This is a genomic window from Salinigranum rubrum (assembly GCF_002906575.1).
Taxonomy (GTDB): Archaea; Halobacteriota; Halobacteria; order Halobacteriales; family Haloferacaceae; genus Salinigranum; species Salinigranum rubrum.
Genome location: NZ_CP026309.1, coordinates 3,441,981 through 3,459,432, shown reverse-complemented (window position 1 = coordinate 3,459,432; position 17,452 = coordinate 3,441,981). Strand labels below are relative to the sequence as shown.

General features: G+C 68.8%; 20 protein-coding genes. 7 read left to right on the top strand and 13 right to left on the bottom strand.

Annotated features, from left to right (window positions below; translation table 11 throughout):
• Positions 1–242: 242 nt before the first annotated feature.
• The gene (locus C2R22_RS16890; protein ID WP_103426802.1) at positions 243–971 is read left to right on the top strand and encodes a hypothetical protein; all 729 of its coding nucleotides are present in this window, start codon (positions 243–245) and stop codon (positions 969–971) included.
• A 207-nt stretch (positions 972–1,178) separates the two neighbouring features.
• Here C2R22_RS16890 and C2R22_RS16885 read toward each other — a convergent pair whose 3' ends face one another.
• From C2R22_RS16885 to C2R22_RS16875, 3 genes are all read right to left on the bottom strand, one after another.
• The gene (locus C2R22_RS16885; protein WP_103426801.1) at positions 1,179–1,394 is read right to left on the bottom strand and encodes a hypothetical protein; all 216 of its coding nucleotides are present in this window, start codon (positions 1,392–1,394) and stop codon (positions 1,179–1,181) included.
• A 63-nt stretch (positions 1,395–1,457) separates the two neighbouring features.
• On the bottom strand, positions 1,458–2,210 hold the full coding sequence (locus tag C2R22_RS24690) for a cupin domain-containing protein (RefSeq protein ID WP_109745701.1): 753 nt from the start codon (positions 2,208–2,210) through the stop codon (positions 1,458–1,460).
• 135 nt (positions 2,211–2,345) lie between these two features.
• Positions 2,346–2,789 (bottom strand): universal stress protein, encoded by a 444-nt coding sequence (locus C2R22_RS16875; protein WP_103426800.1) that lies wholly within the window; start codon positions 2,787–2,789, stop codon positions 2,346–2,348.
• A gap of 124 nt (positions 2,790–2,913) precedes the next feature.
• Here C2R22_RS16875 and C2R22_RS16870 point away from each other — a divergent pair, with 124 nt between their 5' ends.
• Entirely contained in the window at positions 2,914–3,330 is a 417-nt protein-coding gene (locus C2R22_RS16870; RefSeq protein ID WP_103426799.1) for a hypothetical protein, read from the top strand.
• Positions 3,331–3,414: 84 nt separating this feature from the next.
• Positions 3,415–4,365 carry an ArsA family ATPase gene (locus C2R22_RS16865; RefSeq protein WP_103426798.1) on the top strand — a complete coding sequence of 317 codons (951 nt, stop codon included), beginning with the start codon at positions 3,415–3,417 and terminating at the stop codon, positions 4,363–4,365.
• Here C2R22_RS16865 and C2R22_RS16860 read toward each other — a convergent pair whose 3' ends face one another.
• The 5 genes from C2R22_RS16860 to C2R22_RS16845 form a co-directional block, all read right to left on the bottom strand.
• Entirely contained in the window at positions 4,366–5,445 is a 1,080-nt protein-coding gene (locus C2R22_RS16860) for a deoxyhypusine synthase (RefSeq protein WP_103426797.1), read from the bottom strand.
• 70 nt (positions 5,446–5,515) lie between these two features.
• On the bottom strand, positions 5,516–6,280 hold the full coding sequence (locus tag C2R22_RS16855) for a Nif3-like dinuclear metal center hexameric protein (RefSeq protein WP_103426796.1): 765 nt from the start codon (positions 6,278–6,280) through the stop codon (positions 5,516–5,518).
• A 59-nt stretch (positions 6,281–6,339) separates the two neighbouring features.
• Positions 6,340–6,465 (bottom strand): hypothetical protein, encoded by a 126-nt coding sequence (locus C2R22_RS27035; RefSeq protein ID WP_281259245.1) that lies wholly within the window; start codon positions 6,463–6,465, stop codon positions 6,340–6,342.
• Positions 6,466–6,590: 125 nt separating this feature from the next.
• Positions 6,591–7,442: an agmatinase gene (gene speB / locus C2R22_RS16850; protein ID WP_103426795.1), complete on the bottom strand. Its 852-nt coding sequence runs from the start codon at positions 7,440–7,442 to the stop codon at positions 6,591–6,593.
• Positions 7,443–7,454: 12 nt separating this feature from the next.
• The gene (locus tag C2R22_RS16845; RefSeq protein ID WP_103426794.1) at positions 7,455–7,835 is read right to left on the bottom strand and encodes a translation initiation factor IF-5A; all 381 of its coding nucleotides are present in this window, start codon (positions 7,833–7,835) and stop codon (positions 7,455–7,457) included.
• A gap of 311 nt (positions 7,836–8,146) precedes the next feature.
• Between C2R22_RS16845 and C2R22_RS16840 the strand changes: the two genes are divergently transcribed.
• Together C2R22_RS16840 and C2R22_RS16835 are read left to right on the top strand one after the other, a co-directional pair.
• Positions 8,147–8,398: a hypothetical protein gene (locus tag C2R22_RS16840; RefSeq protein WP_103426793.1), complete on the top strand. Its 252-nt coding sequence runs from the start codon at positions 8,147–8,149 to the stop codon at positions 8,396–8,398.
• A 2-nt stretch (positions 8,399–8,400) separates the two neighbouring features.
• Positions 8,401–9,264: a hypothetical protein gene (locus tag C2R22_RS16835; protein ID WP_103426792.1), complete on the top strand. Its 864-nt coding sequence runs from the start codon at positions 8,401–8,403 to the stop codon at positions 9,262–9,264.
• Between the two features lie 271 nt (positions 9,265–9,535).
• Here the strand turns inward: C2R22_RS16835 and C2R22_RS16830 are convergent, their stop codons facing one another.
• The 5 genes from C2R22_RS16830 to C2R22_RS16810 form a co-directional block, all read right to left on the bottom strand.
• Positions 9,536–10,606: an aminotransferase class I/II-fold pyridoxal phosphate-dependent enzyme gene (locus C2R22_RS16830; protein WP_103426791.1), complete on the bottom strand. Its 1,071-nt coding sequence runs from the start codon at positions 10,604–10,606 to the stop codon at positions 9,536–9,538.
• A gap of 529 nt (positions 10,607–11,135) precedes the next feature.
• Positions 11,136–11,543, bottom strand: a complete 408-nt coding sequence (locus tag C2R22_RS16825) for a DUF5518 domain-containing protein (RefSeq protein WP_103426790.1) — start codon at positions 11,541–11,543, stop codon at positions 11,136–11,138.
• A 70-nt stretch (positions 11,544–11,613) separates the two neighbouring features.
• Positions 11,614–12,021 carry a methylated-DNA--[protein]-cysteine S-methyltransferase gene (locus C2R22_RS16820; RefSeq protein ID WP_103426789.1) on the bottom strand — a complete coding sequence of 136 codons (408 nt, stop codon included), beginning with the start codon at positions 12,019–12,021 and terminating at the stop codon, positions 11,614–11,616.
• 52 nt (positions 12,022–12,073) lie between these two features.
• Positions 12,074–13,744 carry an ABC1 kinase family protein gene (locus tag C2R22_RS16815; protein WP_103426788.1) on the bottom strand — a complete coding sequence of 557 codons (1,671 nt, stop codon included), beginning with the start codon at positions 13,742–13,744 and terminating at the stop codon, positions 12,074–12,076.
• 9 nt (positions 13,745–13,753) lie between these two features.
• On the bottom strand, positions 13,754–14,116 hold the full coding sequence (locus C2R22_RS16810) for an Hsp20/alpha crystallin family protein (RefSeq protein WP_103426787.1): 363 nt from the start codon (positions 14,114–14,116) through the stop codon (positions 13,754–13,756).
• Between the two features lie 133 nt (positions 14,117–14,249).
• Here C2R22_RS16810 and C2R22_RS16805 point away from each other — a divergent pair, with 133 nt between their 5' ends.
• Together C2R22_RS16805 and C2R22_RS16800 are read left to right on the top strand one after the other, a co-directional pair.
• Positions 14,250–15,479 carry a molybdopterin molybdotransferase MoeA gene (locus tag C2R22_RS16805; RefSeq protein ID WP_103426786.1) on the top strand — a complete coding sequence of 410 codons (1,230 nt, stop codon included), beginning with the start codon at positions 14,250–14,252 and terminating at the stop codon, positions 15,477–15,479.
• Entirely contained in the window at positions 15,476–17,377 is a 1,902-nt protein-coding gene (locus C2R22_RS16800; RefSeq protein WP_103427721.1) for a molybdopterin biosynthesis protein, read from the top strand. Before C2R22_RS16805 ends, C2R22_RS16800 begins: the two co-directional genes overlap by 4 nt.
• Positions 17,378–17,452 lie beyond the last annotated feature (75 nt).

Sequence of the window (17,452 nt, the reverse complement as noted above, 5' to 3'; positions counted from 1 at the left end):
AAGGGACGCCGCCTCCTCCGACGGCGCTGACCCGTCGGACCCACCCGTTTCGCCGCTCACTCTTTGTGGCCGTTTCGCGTCGCACGGGGAGAGTCCGGTCTCTGCTGTCAACGGCACCTCGTTCTGTTGGTTCCCTCTCGTACCGATACCACCTGTTTGCGCTCTCGCGCCTCGTCCCCCGCGACGTGACCCACACCGAGTGGTGAAGCTCTTTATGCCCGACTGAGACGGCCCCAGTAGAGATGGCCCGCCGAAACGACCTCGACCGCTTCTACGACTTGCTCGACGACCTCGCGCATCGAGTCGGCGGTACACGGAAACTCAAGAACAGCACCGGGTACATGGACTGGCCCGACCGCGGCGTCTACTTCTTCCTCGAACCGGGCGAAACACGCGACTCGACGGGCCAGTTGCGTGTCACCCGCGTCGGGACACACGGCGTGTCCGAAGGGAGCAGCACGTCGCTCTGGGATAGACTGAAACAACACTACGGTACGGGCAGCGGAAGTTCCGACCACCCTCACGGGGGCAACCACCGCGGTTCCGTGTATCGCAAGCGCGTCGGCGAGGCGATTATCGAGAAACACGACCTGACCGACGACTATCCGGACTGGGACGAGCGCTGGTCGAGCATCGGGCGCGAGCGGTCCGTGGTCCGCGACGAGGAGTACATCCTCGAACGGCGTGTGAGTACCTACGTCCGGGAGCAGCCGTTCCTCTGGGTGAACCTCGACGACGAACCGAGTGCCGACAGCGACCGGGCGTACCTCGAACGGAACGCTATCGCCCTTCTCAGCAACTTCGAGAAGCGGTCGATCGACTCACGAGGGGACGGGTGGCTCGGTCGGTACAGCCGGAGTCGTGAGATTCGGGACGCTGGACTCTGGAACGTGAACCACGTCGGCGAGCGGTACGAGAGCGGGTTTCTGGACCTTCTGGAGACCGCTGTCGACGACACGACGCCGTCGTAGCGTCGGCAGTGAGTCTTTCAGCAGGTGTCGACCGCGGTCCTCGACCGGTTTTCACGTTCTCGCGAGTGTGACGGGGTGGCCTCGGCACTCATAGGGCTCGTCACGACCGGGTGCCACCCCGGTTCGGAGCGGACGTTCGTCATCGGCCGGTCGACTCTCGACCCGCCCGAAACAAACCACTTTCTGCTCCGTCCGCCCGCGTCCCTTTCACTGCCTTCCCTGCACCTGCTCGGGCACCGCATACGGCTGTCCGCAGCCGTGAACCTCTAGCTCACAATCGGGGCACGCGGTGTGTTTCTTCCGTCGGTGGGAGACGGACTGTCGCTGTCTGTCGGGGTCGGCTTCGAGTCGCTCGCGCACATCGTCCGGGAGGTCGACGAACGCGACGACGTCGCCTCCGCAGACGGGACACGTCCGGTCCATACTCTCACGTGTCGAGGCTATCCACAAAACGGGTTCGCTCTCGGGGCAGAGTCGAGGACGGGACTATCCCTCCGGCACCGCGGCCGGCACGGTCCGCGGCTCCGACCCCGTGAGCCACAGCAGGTAACGCTGGTCGGCGTCTCTGGGATTGACGTCGCGGTGGACCACCTCGGGAGAGAGGTGGAAGCACTCGCCCGCCCGGACGAGCGCCCGGTCGTCCGGGCCGGTCCCCCACTCCATGTACCCCTCACCCTCGACGACGTAGCCGAAGACGTGGTTGTCGCCGTGGTGGTGCCAGTTCGACTCGACGGCCCCCGCGGCGTGCCCGCGCACCTGCTGGACGGCCGCGTCGGGGAAGGGGGTCAGTCGGGTGAGGCCCTTCAGCATCCCCGTCGGAACGAGGTCGGCGTCGCCGGCGACTCTCGGATGCGCCGCCGGCGGTCCCTCCGGCGAATCGGCGTCGACGACGAGCGGTCCCGCGCCGGCGAAGCCGACGAGCGCGACCTGTGCCTCCTCGTCGCTCACTTCCCGGTGGACGACGGTGGCGGGAATCCGGAAGAAATCCCCCGGTCCCACCTCGAACCCGTCGGCGTCCCCTGGCCCGAACTCCAGTCGTGCCCGACCGTCGAGGACGACGCCGTAGACGGTGTGTTCCCCGTGGTGGTGCCATCCCGAGGACGCCCCCGGCGACAGGCGCGTTCGGCAGAGTTCGAAGCCGTCGACAGAACAGAGCGCCTCGGTCGTGGGCTGTCCGTCCGACTCGGCACCGCTCGGTACGCTCGCACCGACGACGCTCACCCCCGGATTCGTCGCCATTTCATCTCGAAAGGACGACAAGAGCACGGATAACGCTCTCGCCCGTGTGTGTCTCGGAGCCTATTCGCCCTCGTTCCGTTCCGTTCTGTCCCGCTTCCGGGGTCTCATCTCGTTCGGGCCGTCGTGCCCGAGCCGTCACCCCTCGTCGCTGCCGTCGCCGTTGACGTTGACCGTCAGCACGGGGACGGGGGCGTTGGCGACGACGCGAGCGGAGACGCTGCCGACCATGTTCTGCCGGTAGTTCGCGCCGTGGGTGCCCATCGTGACGACGTCGATGCCGGCCTCGTCGATGTACGCGAGTATCTCCTCGGCGGGGTCGCCGCGTCGGAGCACCGCCTTCGTCTCGACTTCGTCTTCCAGTTCCGCTCGCGCGGCGGCGGTCGCCTCGCTCCCCTCGCCTTCGAGTTCGTCGACCACGTCGTCGACGAGGTCGGGCGCGAGCGTCAGAAAGGCGCGGTCGTCGACCACGTAGAGCACGTGGACGGTCGCGTCGTGTCGCCGCGCGAGGTCGAGCGTGTGCCGGTAGACGTCGTCCATCGACTCCGTCCCGTCCGTCGGCAGCAGGATGTCGTCGTACATCAGTCTCGTTCGGGGAGAGGGGGTCGGACGGGAAGAACGCTGTCATCCGTTCTCGGCGACCGGGAACCACCTCTGTCGAGGTCGGCCGATAGGCTCTTTCCCGCCCGCGCCCCTCCCTCTCTCGATGGCGCTCCCGCCGCGGACCGAGGCGGACCTCAGACGCGAACTCACCGGGCTGGTCGTCGAGAGCCTCGCCGTCCGTCAGGACCTCTCTCACCGAAGCGTCCGCTGTGCGGTCTGTGCCGCCGCCGGCGACCCCGCCGACCGCACCGTCGGAGACGAGGTCTGTGTCGCCCTCCGCGAGTACGAGGGGTTCACCTGGGAGATTCAGGACCTCTACTGTCCCGACCACGGCGTCGACCGGGTCGCTGACGCGGTCGGCGTCGAGGCCGACGACCAGGCGGTCGTCTCCGCGCTCTTGGAGGCCGCCGGCTACCACTCGCCCGACGGGCAGTACCACCCCGAGGCGCTCACGCTCGGCGCCGTCGAAGTCGTCGACTACAGCCCGGCGGCAGAGGGCTACCGCGCGCCCGACGAGTAGCCGTGGCGCGACCTGACACGGCTTCTGCGACGAGACCCGACACCGACCCCCTGATTTGTAGTCCGTCGGTGTGAATGGACGGTGATGACTGACCCGGCAGCGACCGCGACTGCGAGCGACGTCGTGCTGTACGGCGGGAAAGGAGGGGTCGGAAAGACGACCTGTGCGGCCGCGCACGCCCTCGCGCTGGCCCGGGCGGACAGCACGCTCGTCGTCTCGACCGACCCGGCGCACTCGCTCGGCGACGTCTTCGAGCGTGACCTCGGCGGCGACCCCGTCGAAGTCTCTCCCGGCCTCTTCGCCGTCGAGGTCGACCCCGAGACCGGACAGGAGGCGTACCGCCGCGTCGTGGAGGCGCTCGCCGGCGAGTTCAGGGACGCGGGGCTCAGACTCTCCGACGAGGACCTCGAACGCCTGTTCGAGGCCGGCCTCGTCCCCGGCGGCGACGAAGTCGCGGCGCTGGAGTACGTCGCTCGCTACGCTCAGAGCGACTACGACCACGTCGTCCTCGATACGGCCCCGACCGGGCACACCCTTCGCCTTCTGGACTTGCCCGACGTCCTCGCGGAGACGCTCGGCGTCGCCGGCGACGTCCAGCGTCGGGTCAGACGAGCAGGACGGGCGGCCAAGAGCATGGTGATGGGTCCGGCGGCGTACTGGGGGTCGGGGGGAACGAGCGACGAGGTGGCGTCGCTCCAAGAGCGCGTCGCCGACGTGGGCACGCTCCTGCGCGACCCCTCCCGCACACGGTTCCGCGTCGTCCTCACGCCCGAGCGGATGGCCATCGCGGAGGCCGAGCGGCTGATCGCACGACTCTCGGAGGCCGACATCGCCGTCGACTCCCTGGTGGTGAACCGCGTCTTCGAGAATCCCGATGGCTGTTCCTGCGCCCGGTGTCGGCGCGACGCCGAACGGCACGCGGCACGCCTCGACGAGATAGACGACCGCTTCGACCACCCCGTCCGGCGGGTCCCCGAACTCGACGGCGAGTCGCAGGGGTTCGACGCGCTCGAACGCGTCGGCGACTCCCTCTGATCACTCGCCCGCTCGCTCGCGTGCGGCGGCCACCACCAGCGGGAGGGTGATGGTCGCGTCGGCGACGACGGTGACGTTCCGCGCGTCTTTCTCCAACTTCCCCCACGACCGCGCCTCGTCGAGCGTCGCGCCCGACAGCCCCCCGGTGTCGCTCGAATCCATCGTCAACTGCACCGCGTAGTCGTACGCGTCGGGGACGGTCAACATCGTCTGGAGGACGTAGTTCTTGGGAACGCCCCCGCCGACGACCATCGCGCCCGCGGAGTCGGCAGCGAACGCCAGGTCTGAGAGGTGCGACATGTCGCCGAGGGCGTCGAGCGCGAAGTCGGAGGTCTGGCCGTAGATCCACGCCTGGATACCCAGCACGGAGTCCTGGACGGCGGGCACGTAGATGGGAACGTCACAGTCGTACGCCGCCGCAGCGATGCCGGCGTCCTCGTCGACGTCGCGCTCGCGGTTCTGTTGAAGGTTCGCCCGACCCAGTTCCTCGGTGAACTCCTGAATCGTCACGGTCCGCTCGACGTTCGGAAAGACGTTCGCACGGAGGTGTTTCTCGAACAGCGTGAAGTGTTCCTGGGGGAGGTAGACGTTGTAGATGCGGTCGACGCCCTCGTCGCGGAGGCGCTCGTCGTGGTCGCGCTCGCTCGGCGCGTCAGTCCGCTCCTCCACGCGGTGGTCGTGCGGCCCGACGCTCCCGTGGTGGTGCTTGCCGCCCACGGCTTCGATGGCGTCGTGGGTGAGGTTCGCACCAGTCGTCACCAGCGCGTCGACGTGGCCGTCGCGGATGAGGTCGACCACGACCTGGCGCATCCCGGTCGGCACCATCGCGCCCGCGAGGCCGAAGAAGTTCGTCACGTCGTCGTCGAGCATCTCGGCGTAGATGTCGACCGCCCGCTCGACGCCCGCGGCGCCGATGCCCGCCTTCCCGTACTCGTCGACGAGTTCGCCGACCGTCATCCCCGCGCGGACCCGCGTGTGGCCGATGGGGTTCTCCTGGAACGTCTCTCTCTGTCCGACTCCGTCGCCCTCGTGTTCTCCTGTGCCCTCCTCGTCGGCTTCTGGGGCGTCGTGGTCGCTCATGAGTGGGGATGTGGCGGGCCGGCGTTTGAACGTCCCGGTCCTGTTCAGTCGACCACGACGCTTTCGGCGCTCACAGCCCGGTCGGGTGCTCGACGTACGTCGTCTCCAGCCCCCAGTCCGCGGCGAGCGACGCGAGCGCGCGCACCCCGAACGTCTCCGTCGCGTAGTGGCCCGCGAGGAGGACGTTCACTCCCGACTCCCGCGCCTGGTGGTACACCTGCTGTTTTCCCTCGCCCGTGACGAGCGTGTCGACGCCTGCCGCGACGGCGTCGTCGAGGAAGTCGGCGCCGCTCCCGGTCACGATTCCGACCTCCTCGACTTCCTCGGGGCCGAACGACAACAGCCGGGTCTCCTCGCCCCCCTGTGGGAGTTCGTCGAGTTCCTCCTTGAGCGACCGCGGCGACCGCGGCGTCGACAGTTGCCCCCGCTGGCCGATGGGCTCGCCGCCCAGCGTCGCGAACGGCGCTCGCTCCGTGAGACCGAGGAACTCCGCGACACCGGCGGCGTTTCCTAGCTGTTGGTGACCGTCGAGCGGGAGGTGTGAGACGTACAGCGCCGTCTCGGCGTCGACCAGACGGGCGATGCGGTCGTACGCCCGGCCGGTCACCCGTTCGATGCCGCCCCACGAGAGTCCGTGGTGGGTGACGAGGACGTCCGCGCCCGCCTCCGTCGCCTCGTCGATGGTCGCCGTCGCGGCGTCGACGGCGACGGCGACGTGCTCGACTTCTCTCCCTCCGGATCCGACCTGCAGGCCGTTCGCACTCGCGTCGATGTCGGCGTACGCGTCGGTCCTGAGCTTCTCGTCGTAGCGGTCGACCAGTTCGGCGAGTTCCATGCGTCGACCCTCGGGTTCAGGGCGTTTGTATCTGTACGTCTCGGCTGGTTTCGAACCCCTCAGACCCCGAGCCAGCGGGCGAGTCCGCCGGCGAGCAGGACGAGTCCGCCGCCGATGAACGTCCCGGGGAGCGGGAGGGCGAAGAGCAGTACGCCGAGCGCGAGGACTAGCGTGGATGTTCGCACGGGTGAAGACAGCGTCGCCATTGGGGTAGACCTTCTGCTTGCGGTTCGTGGCCGTTCGGCGCGGGAGTCACCTCACGAGCAATGCTCACCCGGCGACGCGTAGCGCGCGTGCCAACGATTCGCCATCAGTCACCCGGTCGGTCCGCGCGCCCGCCGTCGTCGGGGGCCGACCCGCTGCTCGCGGCGTGGGCGTAGACGAACTCGCGGAGGAGCTTTCCCCCGAGCGCGGCGGCCTGGCCGTCGTCGCGGTCGTTCACCTCGACCACGTCGAAGCCGACACAGGCGGGGGCCACCGCCCGGACGGCGTCGCGCATCTGGGTAGACGAGAGGCCGAACGGCTCCATCGTCCCCGTCCCGGGAGCGACGCTCGGGTCCGCGCCGTCGATGTCGACGCTGAGGTACACCGGCCCGTCGCTGTCGAACCCCGCCAGCCACTCGCGCACCGACTCGGGCGGCACGACGGTCACGTCCTCCTCCTCCGCTCGCTCCCACTCTTCGGGGGACCCCGTCCGCGCCCCGACGACGACGGCCTCGTCGACGACGTCGAGAACGCGCCGGGTGACGCAGGCGTGGCTCCACTCGTTGCCGTCGTACTCGGTTCGAAGGTCGAGGTGAGCGTCGAGACAGACGAACGTCTTCGGGTCGGTCGCCTCGACGCCGGCGTAGCTCACCGTGTGCTCCCCGCCGAGGAGAAGCGGGACCGCGTCGTCCCAGACGACGTCGCGGAGGGTCCCCGAGAGAAAGGTGAGGTACGCCTCGGCGTCGTCCCACGCGCGGACGTCGCCAGCGTCGGCGACGCCGAGTTCGGTGAAGAACTGGTCCGTTCGGTGGTCGTAGTCGTCGTACGGCTCGGCGAACTTCCGAATCTCGTCGGGTCCGAACCGCGTTCCCGGCTGGAACGTCGTCGAGACGTCGAGCGGCGCGCCCACGACGACGTAGTCGGCGGCGTCGCGCTCGGCGGTCGTCCCGGGGAACATGCGGCTCGACCGCTAGGACCGGACGATCTTACGCTGTCCCTCGTACTCGAGGAATTCGATCTCGTCGTCGGAACTCGCACTGATACCGTCGGGGATGCGCATGGTGAACGTCTCGTAGGAGTCGAGGTCCATGACCTGCATCTCGCCGTCCGAGACGGAGAGGACCTGTCCGCCTTTGCGCTCGATGATCGGCACCCAGACCTTCGCGTCGACGGGCTGAGAGAGCGAGCGCTTCTTGTTGTCGAAGACGCCCTTCCCTTCGATGCGCGCCTTGGCGCTTCCGTGCTTACCCGGCTTGGCGGTCGAGTACGCGTTGATCTTGCAGGGTGAGTCCTCCATCATGACGTAGCTACCCTCTTGGAGTTCCCGGACCTGCTTCTGCTCTTTCGCCATAGGTGTGCGTTCTTTCGAGGGCAGTATAAACCGTTTGGAACGTCGGTGGCGAGAGAAGGGTGCTCGCTGGCTCGGATAAGCTGGTGTTAACGTTCGCGCGACGCCCCTGACGTGCGGGTAGCCGACCCCGGTCACGGTGTCCGTCTCGTCGGGCTTCGGACGTCGCACCGACGCCGTCGTTGCTCGTTGTCGGCCCACTCGTGACCCCTCGCGTGCCGTTCGAACCCCCGGCGAGACGGCGGCTTAACGCTCGACTGACCGTCCGCTACCCACGCGATAACTAACGGCTCCCGTTGGCGTCACGACGGGGGATGCGTCTCGTGCCGTCGCGGCTCCTCGGTGTCTCTCTCGCCCTGGCGGTGGTGGGGTTGCTCGCGGTTCTCTCGGGGTCGCTCTTCGCCGCTCCGCTCCGGCACGCCCTCCTTCTCTCGTGCTTCGTGGACTTCTTGGTCGTCACGGGCGTCGTGTTTCTGGTCGACGCTCCCCCGCTCCGACGCCACGGTGCCGTGGAACGCCGGCCCGCCACGCCCGACGCGACGTCCCGTCTACAGGGCGTTCGATGACGATGAGCCCCGCCGTCAACTACGTCCGTCACCCCACGAGGGCGTCGTCGTTCAACCTCACCGTCGCCCGGTTCCTCCTGGGTGGCTATCTGGTCTGGACGCTCCTCTCGTTCCCCTGGGTCGTCGTCTCGGCGTGGCCGATACGGCATCGGTCCACGCACTGGACGGCGGTGGAACCGCTCCTCGTCGCACACCTCGGGCTGGTGCTGTTCTCGCTCTCACCCAACGGCGGGGTCAAATCGCTGTTCGTCGCGTCGGTCCTGCTGGTCGGCTTCGGCCTCTACGCCGGCGAACGGGCACGACCCGGTCCCGTCGACAGACGAGCGCGGTTCGGCCACGCAGCGGGGGACGACGATGGCTTGTCGTCTCTCGAACCGACGCCGGTCCCGATGCACGCGCTCCGGTTCGCCCTCGTCGTCGTCGCGATTCTCTACTTCGGTGCCGGTGTCGACAAGGCCGTTCACGGTCCGCTCCTCGCGTGGGTCGCACCGCGGAGCCTCGGGTCGTACCTCCTGCTCGCCGACGTCGCGTTCAGGCCCGCCCACCCGCTCACCGCACCGCTCCGCGCGCTGTTGCTCGGCGCGCCGCTCGTCCTCGCCGCGATTGCGGTCGCGACTATCGCCCTCGAACTGGGACTCCTCGTCGCCGACGTGGGACGCCTCCCCGTCTGGCCGTTCGTCTTCGGCCTGTTCGGGATGCACGTCGGCATCGTCGTCGTCATGGGTCCGTTCTTCCTCGACCAGCCCGTCTTCCTCTCGCTGTTCGTCGCGTGGGACGACGCGGCCGGATGGCTCCTCTCGGTGCTCCCGTCTCCCCTCGTGCGGCGGATCCAAGCGACGAGCGAACTTCTGGGCGACCTCGCGTGACGCGCTGGACGGCTCACACTTCTCGACGGTCGATACCCGCCCCGTCTGGGGTATAAGTTGTCTATAACTATGCCCGAGTGAGTCGTCGTGTCTAGTGCGCATGCGTGTCCCGCGCCGACGCGGTGTCGTATGGCATTCCCTTTCCGTACCCCCCACCGCGCTGTCGGCAGTGCTCCCGGGCACGATGCGCTTGTGCCTCCGACTGTCTGTCATGGGACCGGAGGATGCACGCCGCGTTCCTCCCGTCGTTCACCTTGTTTCCCCTTCCTCGCTATCGAGCGGCACCGAGAACCCGGTCGATACGGCGCAACCCCTCCTCTAGTTCCGTCGTGGGGAGGCCGAAGCCGATACGGAAGTAGTCGGGGAAGCCGAACGCGTTCCCCGGCGCGAGCACGACCGACTCGCGCTCCACGACGGCGCGGCAGAACGCCTCGCCGTCGTGGAACCCCGCGGGGACGGTGACGAAGCCGTTCACGCCGACGGGGTCGTGCCACGACAGCCCGTTGTCCTCGACCCAGTCGGCGACGAGCGCGTGGTGGTCACGGACGAGTTCGCGGTTCTCCTTCAGGATGGTCTGCTCGCGCCGCCCGAGCGCCTGCCGGGCGACGTGCTGTCCGAACTTCGACGGCGAGATGGTCGTGTAGTCCTTCCACCGCCAGGCGTGCTCGATGACTCCTCTCTCCCCGACGAGCCAGCCGAACCGCGCCCCGGCGAGTCCGTACGCCTTCGTGACCGACGTCGTCGACAGGCCGTGCGGTCCCATCGACGCGACCGGCGGGAGGCGCTCTTCGGCGAGTTGGCGGTACACCTCGTCACAGAGCAGGTACGCGTCGGCGTCCGCCGCGAGGTCGTACAGCGCCTGGACGGTCTCCTCGGCGTGGTACCGCCCGGTCGGGTTGTTCGGGTTGTTGAGGACGACGAGGCGGGTGTTCGGCTGGATGGCGTCGGCGACGGCGTCGACGTCGAGCGTCCACCGCGGCGGCGTCAGGTCGACGGTCGTGACCGACCCGAACGCCCGCGGTAACTCGTGGAGCGACTGGTACGTCGGGGTGACACAGACCGCGTGGGCGTCGGCGTCCATGAGCGAGACGAACGCGAGGAAGTTCGCCTCCTGTGCGCCGCAGGTACAGAGCACCTCGTCGGGCGCGCGGTCGTACCGCCCAGCGACGTTCGCCCGGAGGTCGGGGTCGCCGTTCGTCGGGACGACGTATCCCAGTTCCCCGGGGTCGGTGTCGAAGCGGTCGGCGGACAACGAGCGGATGCCCGACTCCGCGAGCATGATGTCGGCGTCGTGTTCGACCTCGGCGAACCAGCGTTCGAGCGCGAACGGGGCGATGTCCATGCTCGCGGAGTCGCGCGGGGGGTGGAAAACTGTTGGTTCCGTGTCAATGGCGGACCGGAAGAGCGCGAAAGACGCACAACACCCGAGCGCGGACCCGAGTTCGCCCCGTTCCGCGTCAGGTGTACCTGTCTTAACGCGGTCGGCGCGCGACGAGCGAGCGAACGGGCGTGAGCGAGTGAGCGCGCGAGGGCCGGCTCGCGCTCCGTGCGCGAGCCGCCGGCTGGGGAGGTGTGAGGGTGCGGTTCACCGTGTCCGCGTCCGTGTCCCACGCGTCGTCCTGTGCGTCCTGACCGTGCTGACATCGTCACCGCGGACACTCATCGCTACGTGTACTCCCCGTCCTGGGCACTCGACCCGTCCTGAGTGCTCGACCCGTCCCGAGCCTTCTTGTACGAAGCCGCGGCCCACCGCGGATGTGCACTGAGAATCGCCGCAGGGCGCCTCGCGGGTGTGTGGTGCCGCCGCCCTGTGTGAACGCTTCGTCCGCGCTCGAAGGCACCACCTGTCCGCCCTTTCTCGCGTTTCTCTCTCACGCCCAGTCCTCGGGCATCCACGCCGCGCGCCCGTGACTGATCCGGACGAGACTCCCGAGGGCACCGGTGAGAACGTTCGGGAGCGTCACCAGGAGTAAGACGGCCGTCGTCACGTCGCCGGGCGTCCGCGTGTACGGGAGCACGAACTCCAGGGGGAACGGCAGGCCACTGCTCCGTGTGAGCGTCACGAGCACGCCGACGGGGATCAACACGATGCCCCACGAGAGTGCGGTCAAGAGCCCGTGCCACGCGCCGTCGGTCACCTCCTCGCTGGCGACGTAGCCGGCGACGCCGCTCCCGACGAGTCCACCGATGAGCGACAGCCGACCGGAGATGACCCAGATGATCGCCTCCATCGTGAACGCGACGAGGAGGCCGGCGATGACCGCGTGCCAGCGAGCCATTAGCTCACGTACGCACCCGTGAGTACATAATACTCGCTGCCGAAGGTATCGGAACTGATATTCGAGCGCCTCAGCCGAGCGTCCGCTGAATCGGCTCGCCCCGTTCGTGGGCGAGAAGCGCGCGTTTCGCTTCGACGCCGCCGTGTGCGGAGAAGCCGCCGAGCGACGACGCGCCGACCACTCGGTGACACGGGACCACGAGCGGGAGCGGGTTGCGCCCACAGGCGCCGCCGACAGCGACCGCGCTCGTGTCGAGTTCCGCCGCGAGGTCGCCGTAGGTCCGCGTCTCCCCGTACGGGATCGCCGCCATCGCCCGCATCACCTCGCCGGTGAAGTCGTCCGGATACGCGACCGAGAGCGCGAGTTCGCGGCTGTCCCCGTGCTCGTACGCCGCGATTGCGTCGCGGAGTTCCTGGGGCGTGGCGTCGACGAGCGTCTCGTCGAGGTCGAACGCGTAGCCGAGGGCGGAGAGTCTCATCGAGAGAGAGTCGACGCCGGTGGGCAAAAGCGAATCGGCTCCTCTCCGACAATCAGTCGCCTCGCCGCTGTCGGAGGTTCTGTCGGGTGAACTGCGGGCGGGCTTTCAGCCCCTTCTTCCGCTTGAACGACCGGTAGAGCAAGAAGACGATGGGGAGCGTGACGGCGGCGGCGACGATTGCGGGTTCGAAGCCGTCGAAGGCGTAGAGGATCGCCGTCGAGAGCACGCCAACCGCCAGGAGGACGCCGTAGACGATGCGCCGGGCGAGCTTCGAGAGGACGTCGTTCCTGTCCTCGATGCGGACGTTCACGGTGAGATCGTCGCGCTCGACCTGGTCGAGGACGCGTTCGAGTTTCGGCGGCACCCGAAAGAGCGACCGCGTCGTCTCTTGGACCTGCTCTCCCGCCTCGGTTGCGAGGCGCTTGAGCGTCTCCTCTCGGTACCCCTGCTCCGTGAGGTAGTCGGTCGCGACGGCGATGAAGTCGAAATCGGGGTCGAGCGTGACGCAGACGCCCTCGACGACGGTCGCGACCCGAAGCACCAGGGCGAGGTTGCGCGGGAGGCGAAGCGGGAACTCGTAGATGGTCGACTCGACCTGCTCGATGATCTGCTGGACGCGGTACTGCTCGATGTCCTCGCCGCGGGCGTCGGCGATGGCGAGTTCCATCACGTCGCCCATCACCTGCCTATCCGCCTCGGGCGAGAGCGTCCCCATCTCGATGAGCGTATCCAGGATGCCGTCGATGTCCTGGTTCGCCACCGCGATGTAGAAGTCCACGATCTTCTCCTGGATGAACGGGTCGACCTGTCCGCTCATGCCGAAGTCGTAGAAGATGATGGCGCCGTCGTCGTCGACAGCGAGGTTTCCCGGGTGGGGGTCGGCGTGGAAGTCGCCGTCGTCGATGATCATCTGGAGATAGATGCGTTGGAGACGCTCGGCGAGTTTCGTGCGGTCGACCCCCCGCTCGTCGAGCGTGCTCAGGTCGTTTATTTTCACACCCGGCAGGTACTCCATGGTGAGCACGCGCGGCCCGGAGACCTCGTCGACGAGTTCGGGGATCTTGATGTCGTCGTCGCCGGCGAAGTTCTCACGAATGGTCGAGAGCACCCGTCCCTCGCGGGTGTAGTCCATCTCCTGACGGATCGTCTTCGCGAACTCGTCGGCGAGGTTCTCCAGCGAGAAGGCCCGTCCCTCGCCGATGAACCGCTGGACGAGCGGGAGCGACCAGCGGATTACCCGCAGGTCGGCTTCGACGAGTTCCTCGATACCCGGTCGACGGACCTTGACCGCGACCTCTTCGCCCTCGTAGGTGGCGGTGTACACCTGCCCGAGGGACGCGCCGCTGATGGGGTCGCGGTCGAAGTCGCCGTACACCTCGTCGACGGGACCGACCTCCGATTCGAGCACCGCCTCGGCCGATTCCCAGTCGGCGGGCGGGACGTCGTCTTGGAGGCGCGAGAGCACGTCGACGTACGCCGGCGGGAGGACGTCCGGCCGGGTCGACAACAGCTGTCCGAGCTTGATGAACGTCGGTCCGAGTTTGAGCAGCGAGTCGAGGAGGACGTTCGCCCGGCGGACCTGCGTGTCGGTGTCGACCTGCCGCGACCCGCCGAACAGCAGGAACCGCCGTTTGTCGCGGGCGTACGCGACGATGAGCGGGAAGAACTGGTAGAGGACGACGAAGAAGCGCCAGTAGGCGCGGAGATTGACCAGCGTGACCACCCCACCCGACTACGTGTCCTTGTCCGAGATCGGGATGCTTCGTTGGGGGGCCGAATCGCGCTTCGGCAGGCGGAGTTCGAGAACGCCGCGGTCGACGGTCGCCTCCGCGCCCGCACCGGTCGCGTCCGGCGGCAGCGGGAGTTCGGCGTCGAGAAAGAGCGAGCGGTTCTCGCGGACGTAACGGAACTCCGGCGGGAGGCTCTTCTCGCGGCGTGCCTCGACGACGAGTCGACCCTTCTCGACGGCGATGTCGACCGTGTCGGCGGTGACACCCGGGAGGTCGAGCACGAGGAGATACTGGTCCTCCGATTCGAGGAGGTCCGCGAACACTGCTTCGGGGAGTTCACGCAGCGCGTCGCGCAGTGCTGACATGGACGGCTATAAGGAGTCGGGGTGTAAGAAGCCCGCGGTACCGGTCGTGCCCGAAGTCGGCCCTCGGCCTCGTCCCGCCATCGTCGCCGACGCTCGCCGACGGTTTTTACCGCGTCGTCTCCGAGCTAACGGTATGCACGACCGGAAACGCTCGGGGTTCAAGACGCGAACCCGAGTCGACGACGCCCGGGAGCGCCTCCTCGGGGCGGCGGCTCCCCACGGGCGAACCGCCCGCGTCGACCTCGCACAGGCCGACGCGAGAACCCTCGCCGAGCGCGTCACGGCCCCGAACCCCGTCCCGGGGTACGACCGCGCCGCGATGGACGGCTGGGCGGTCCGCGCGGCGGACACGTTCGGAGCCTCCGCCCGCTCGCCCGCCGTCCTCCGAGTCGCCGGCGAGGCCGAGAACGACGACCCCGTGGGGCCGAGCGACGCCGTCCGGGTCCACACGGGGAGCGCCCTCCCCGAGGGCGCGGACGCCGTCGTCATGATCGAGGAGACCGAGCAGGTCGGTGACGAACTCGAAGTGTTCGACGCCGTCACCGAGCGGGAGAACGTCGGCGACGCCGACGAGGACGTCGCGGCCGGACAGACGCTGTTCGAGGCCGGTCACCGCCTCCGTCCGTCGGACCTCGGCCTCCTCAAGTCGGTGGGACTCGCTCGCGTCCCCGTGTTCGAACAGCCGACCGTCGGCGTGGTTCCGACGGGCGAGGAACTCGTCCAGTTCGACCCCCAGCCCGGGGAGGTGATCGAGACGAACGGACTCACCGTCTCGTCGCTCGTCTCCCGGTGGGGCGGCGTGGCGACCTACCGCGACGTCGTCACCGACGACTTCGAGGCGCTCCGGGCGGCCATCCAGCGCGACCTCACGAAGGACGTCGTCGTCACCACGGGTGGCTCGTCGGTCGGCGAGCGCGACCTCCTCCCCGAGGTCATCGACGAACTCGGCGAGGTTCTCGTACACGGGGTCGCGCTCAAGCCGGGCCATCCGGTCGCGCTCGGCGTCGTCGAGGAGACGCCCGTCGTCTCCCTCCCGGGATACCCCGTCGCCTGCATCGTCAACGCCGTCCAGTTCCTTCGACCGCTCCTCAAGCACGTCGGTGGAACGGACTGCCCGCCGCTCCCGACACAGGAGGCGCGCCTCGCCCGGAAGGTTTCGAGCGAACCCGGTACTCGGACGTTCGCCCGGGTCGAGGTCCAGGAAGAAGAAGGCGAGCGAATCGCCCTTCCCACGCGCACCTCGGGGTCGGGCATCCTCTCGTCGGTGGCGCTCGCGGACGGCTGGGTGGTCGTCCCCGAGTCCCGTGAGGGGATCCCCGAAGGTGAACAGGTCGCCGTCGAGGACTGGGAGTGGTCAGCGTGACCGAGCGCAAGGAGTTCCGCGACCTCGCACCCCCCGAGGAGGCCCACGAGGCCATCGCCTCTCTCTCGCTCACCCCGCCGCCGGAGTCGGTCCCGCTCGACGACGCGCGAGGGAGAGTCCTCGCCGAACGGGTCGACGCGACCATCGACGTCCCCGGCTTCGACCGCGCGAGCATGGACGGGTACGCCGTCCGAGCGCGGGACACCTTCGGCGCCGACGAGGCCGACCCCGAAGTCCTGACCCTCGTCGGCACGGTCCACGCCGGCGAAGACCCCGACGTCGAGGTCGAACCGGGCACCTGCGCGGAGATATCGACCGGGGCGGTGCTCCCGCCCGGTGCCGACGCCGTCGTCATGGTCGAACGGACCGACGACCTGGGTGGGGAGATCGCGATCCGCAAGGCGGTCGCACCCGGCGACAGCGTGATGCTCGCGGGGGCGGACATCGCCGCCGGGTCGCGTGCGCTCGGTCCCGGTACGCGGCTCACCCCCCGCGAAATCGGCCTCCTCTCGGCGCTCGGCGTCGACGAGGTCCCCGTCTGCGGCACCCCGACGGTGGGAATCGTCTCGACCGGCGACGAACTCGTCCGTCCCGGCGACGACCTCGACCCCTCGCGCGGCGAAATCTACGACGTCAACTCACAGACCATCGCCGCCGGCGTCGCCGAGGCCGGCGGCGAACCCGTGCTGTACCCCCACGCCGGCGACGACTACGAGGAGATGGAGCGCCTCCTCCGGGAGGCGGCCGACGAGTGCGACCTCGTCCTCTCTTCGGGGTCGACCTCCGCCTCCGCCGTGGACGTCATCTACCGCGTCATCGAGGAGCGCGGCGACCTCCTCTTACACGGCGTCGCGGTGAAGCCGGGCAAGCCGATGCTCGTCGGACGGCTCGATTCCAGCGCCGCGACGGGGACGGGGCAGTCGGCGTACGTCGGCCTCCCCGGCTACCCGGTGTCGGCGCTCACCATCTTCCGGACGTTCGTCGCGCCCGCTATCCGCCGTGCCGCGGGGCTGCCCGAACCACGCACGGCGACGCTCACGGGCGAGTTCGCGGTGCGGGAGCGGTACAGCGAGGGTCGGTTGCGGCTGATGCCGGTCGGCGTGCTCGAACGCGAGGACGCGGACCTCCCGCTGGTGTACCCCGTCGACAAGGGGAGCGGGGCGACCACGAGTCTCGTCGAGGCCGACGGCGTCGTCGAGGTCCATCCGGACACGGAGTACATCGCCGCCGGCGAGAGGGTCGAGGTCACGCTGTTCTCGCCCGACGTCCGCGTCCCTCGCCTGCTCGGCGTCGGCGAGGACGACCCGCTGCTCTCGCGGCTTCTCGACCGCGTCGACGCCCCGCGGTACCTCCCCGTGGGGAGCCGCGAGGGACTCCGCCGACTCCGCGACGGGGTTCCGGACGTGGCGGTCGTGTCGGGACCGACCGGCCGCGAGGTCGAGACCGAGCAACTCGGGGCGTGGACCCGCGAGTGGGGGCTCGTCGTCTCCGACCCGCTCGACGGTCTCGACTCCCTCGTCGACGACGACGTCCGGTTCGTGAACCGCGACCGCGCCGCCGGACTCCGTTCGACGTTCGACGCGGCGCTCGACGAACTCGCGACCGAACGCGGCGAGTCGCGTGCGGCGCTCGCCGACCGGATCGACGGCTACGACCTGACCGTGAAGGCCCACGAGAGTCCCGCACGCGCAGTCCTCGCGGGGAAGGCCGACGCCGGTCTCGGACTCCGGGCGACGGCGGAGTCGCTCGGTCTCGACTTCGTCTCGCTCGGCCACGAGCGGGTCGTCGTCCACGCGGCGCCCGACCGAAGCGACAAACCGGCCGTCTCCGAACTCGTCGACGCGCTCGCCGACAGCGCCGACGAACTGACGGCGCTCCCGGGATACGACGTGCCCTGACCGGCCCTCGAACGTGGCTGTCGCTCGCGAGAGCCTCCTCTAGAAATCATATTTGATACTTTGACCCACTCGTTT

Coding starts and splice junctions, on each gene's coding strand:
- C2R22_RS16890 (WP_103426802.1), top strand. CDS start 243: ATGGCCCGCCGAAACGACCTCGACCGCTTCTACGACTTGCTCGACGAC.
- C2R22_RS16885 (WP_103426801.1), bottom strand. CDS start 1,394: ATGGACCGGACGTGTCCCGTCTGCGGAGGCGACGTCGTCGCGTTCGTC.
- C2R22_RS24690 (WP_109745701.1), bottom strand. CDS start 2,210: ATGGCGACGAATCCGGGGGTGAGCGTCGTCGGTGCGAGCGTACCGAGC.
- C2R22_RS16875 (WP_103426800.1), bottom strand. CDS start 2,789: ATGTACGACGACATCCTGCTGCCGACGGACGGGACGGAGTCGATGGAC.
- C2R22_RS16870 (WP_103426799.1), top strand. CDS start 2,914: ATGGCGCTCCCGCCGCGGACCGAGGCGGACCTCAGACGCGAACTCACC.
- C2R22_RS16865 (WP_103426798.1), top strand. CDS start 3,415: ATGACTGACCCGGCAGCGACCGCGACTGCGAGCGACGTCGTGCTGTAC.
- C2R22_RS16860 (WP_103426797.1), bottom strand. CDS start 5,445: ATGAGCGACCACGACGCCCCAGAAGCCGACGAGGAGGGCACAGGAGAA.
- C2R22_RS16855 (WP_103426796.1), bottom strand. CDS start 6,280: ATGGAACTCGCCGAACTGGTCGACCGCTACGACGAGAAGCTCAGGACC.
- speB (WP_103426795.1), bottom strand. CDS start 7,442: ATGTTCCCCGGGACGACCGCCGAGCGCGACGCCGCCGACTACGTCGTC.
- C2R22_RS16845 (WP_103426794.1), bottom strand. CDS start 7,835: ATGGCGAAAGAGCAGAAGCAGGTCCGGGAACTCCAAGAGGGTAGCTAC.
- C2R22_RS16840 (WP_103426793.1), top strand. CDS start 8,147: ATGCGTCTCGTGCCGTCGCGGCTCCTCGGTGTCTCTCTCGCCCTGGCG.
- C2R22_RS16835 (WP_103426792.1), top strand. CDS start 8,401: ATGAGCCCCGCCGTCAACTACGTCCGTCACCCCACGAGGGCGTCGTCG.
- C2R22_RS16830 (WP_103426791.1), bottom strand. CDS start 10,606: ATGGACATCGCCCCGTTCGCGCTCGAACGCTGGTTCGCCGAGGTCGAA.
- C2R22_RS16825 (WP_103426790.1), bottom strand. CDS start 11,543: ATGGCTCGCTGGCACGCGGTCATCGCCGGCCTCCTCGTCGCGTTCACG.
- C2R22_RS16820 (WP_103426789.1), bottom strand. CDS start 12,021: ATGAGACTCTCCGCCCTCGGCTACGCGTTCGACCTCGACGAGACGCTC.
- C2R22_RS16810 (WP_103426787.1), bottom strand. CDS start 14,116: ATGTCAGCACTGCGCGACGCGCTGCGTGAACTCCCCGAAGCAGTGTTC.
- C2R22_RS16805 (WP_103426786.1), top strand. CDS start 14,250: ATGCACGACCGGAAACGCTCGGGGTTCAAGACGCGAACCCGAGTCGAC.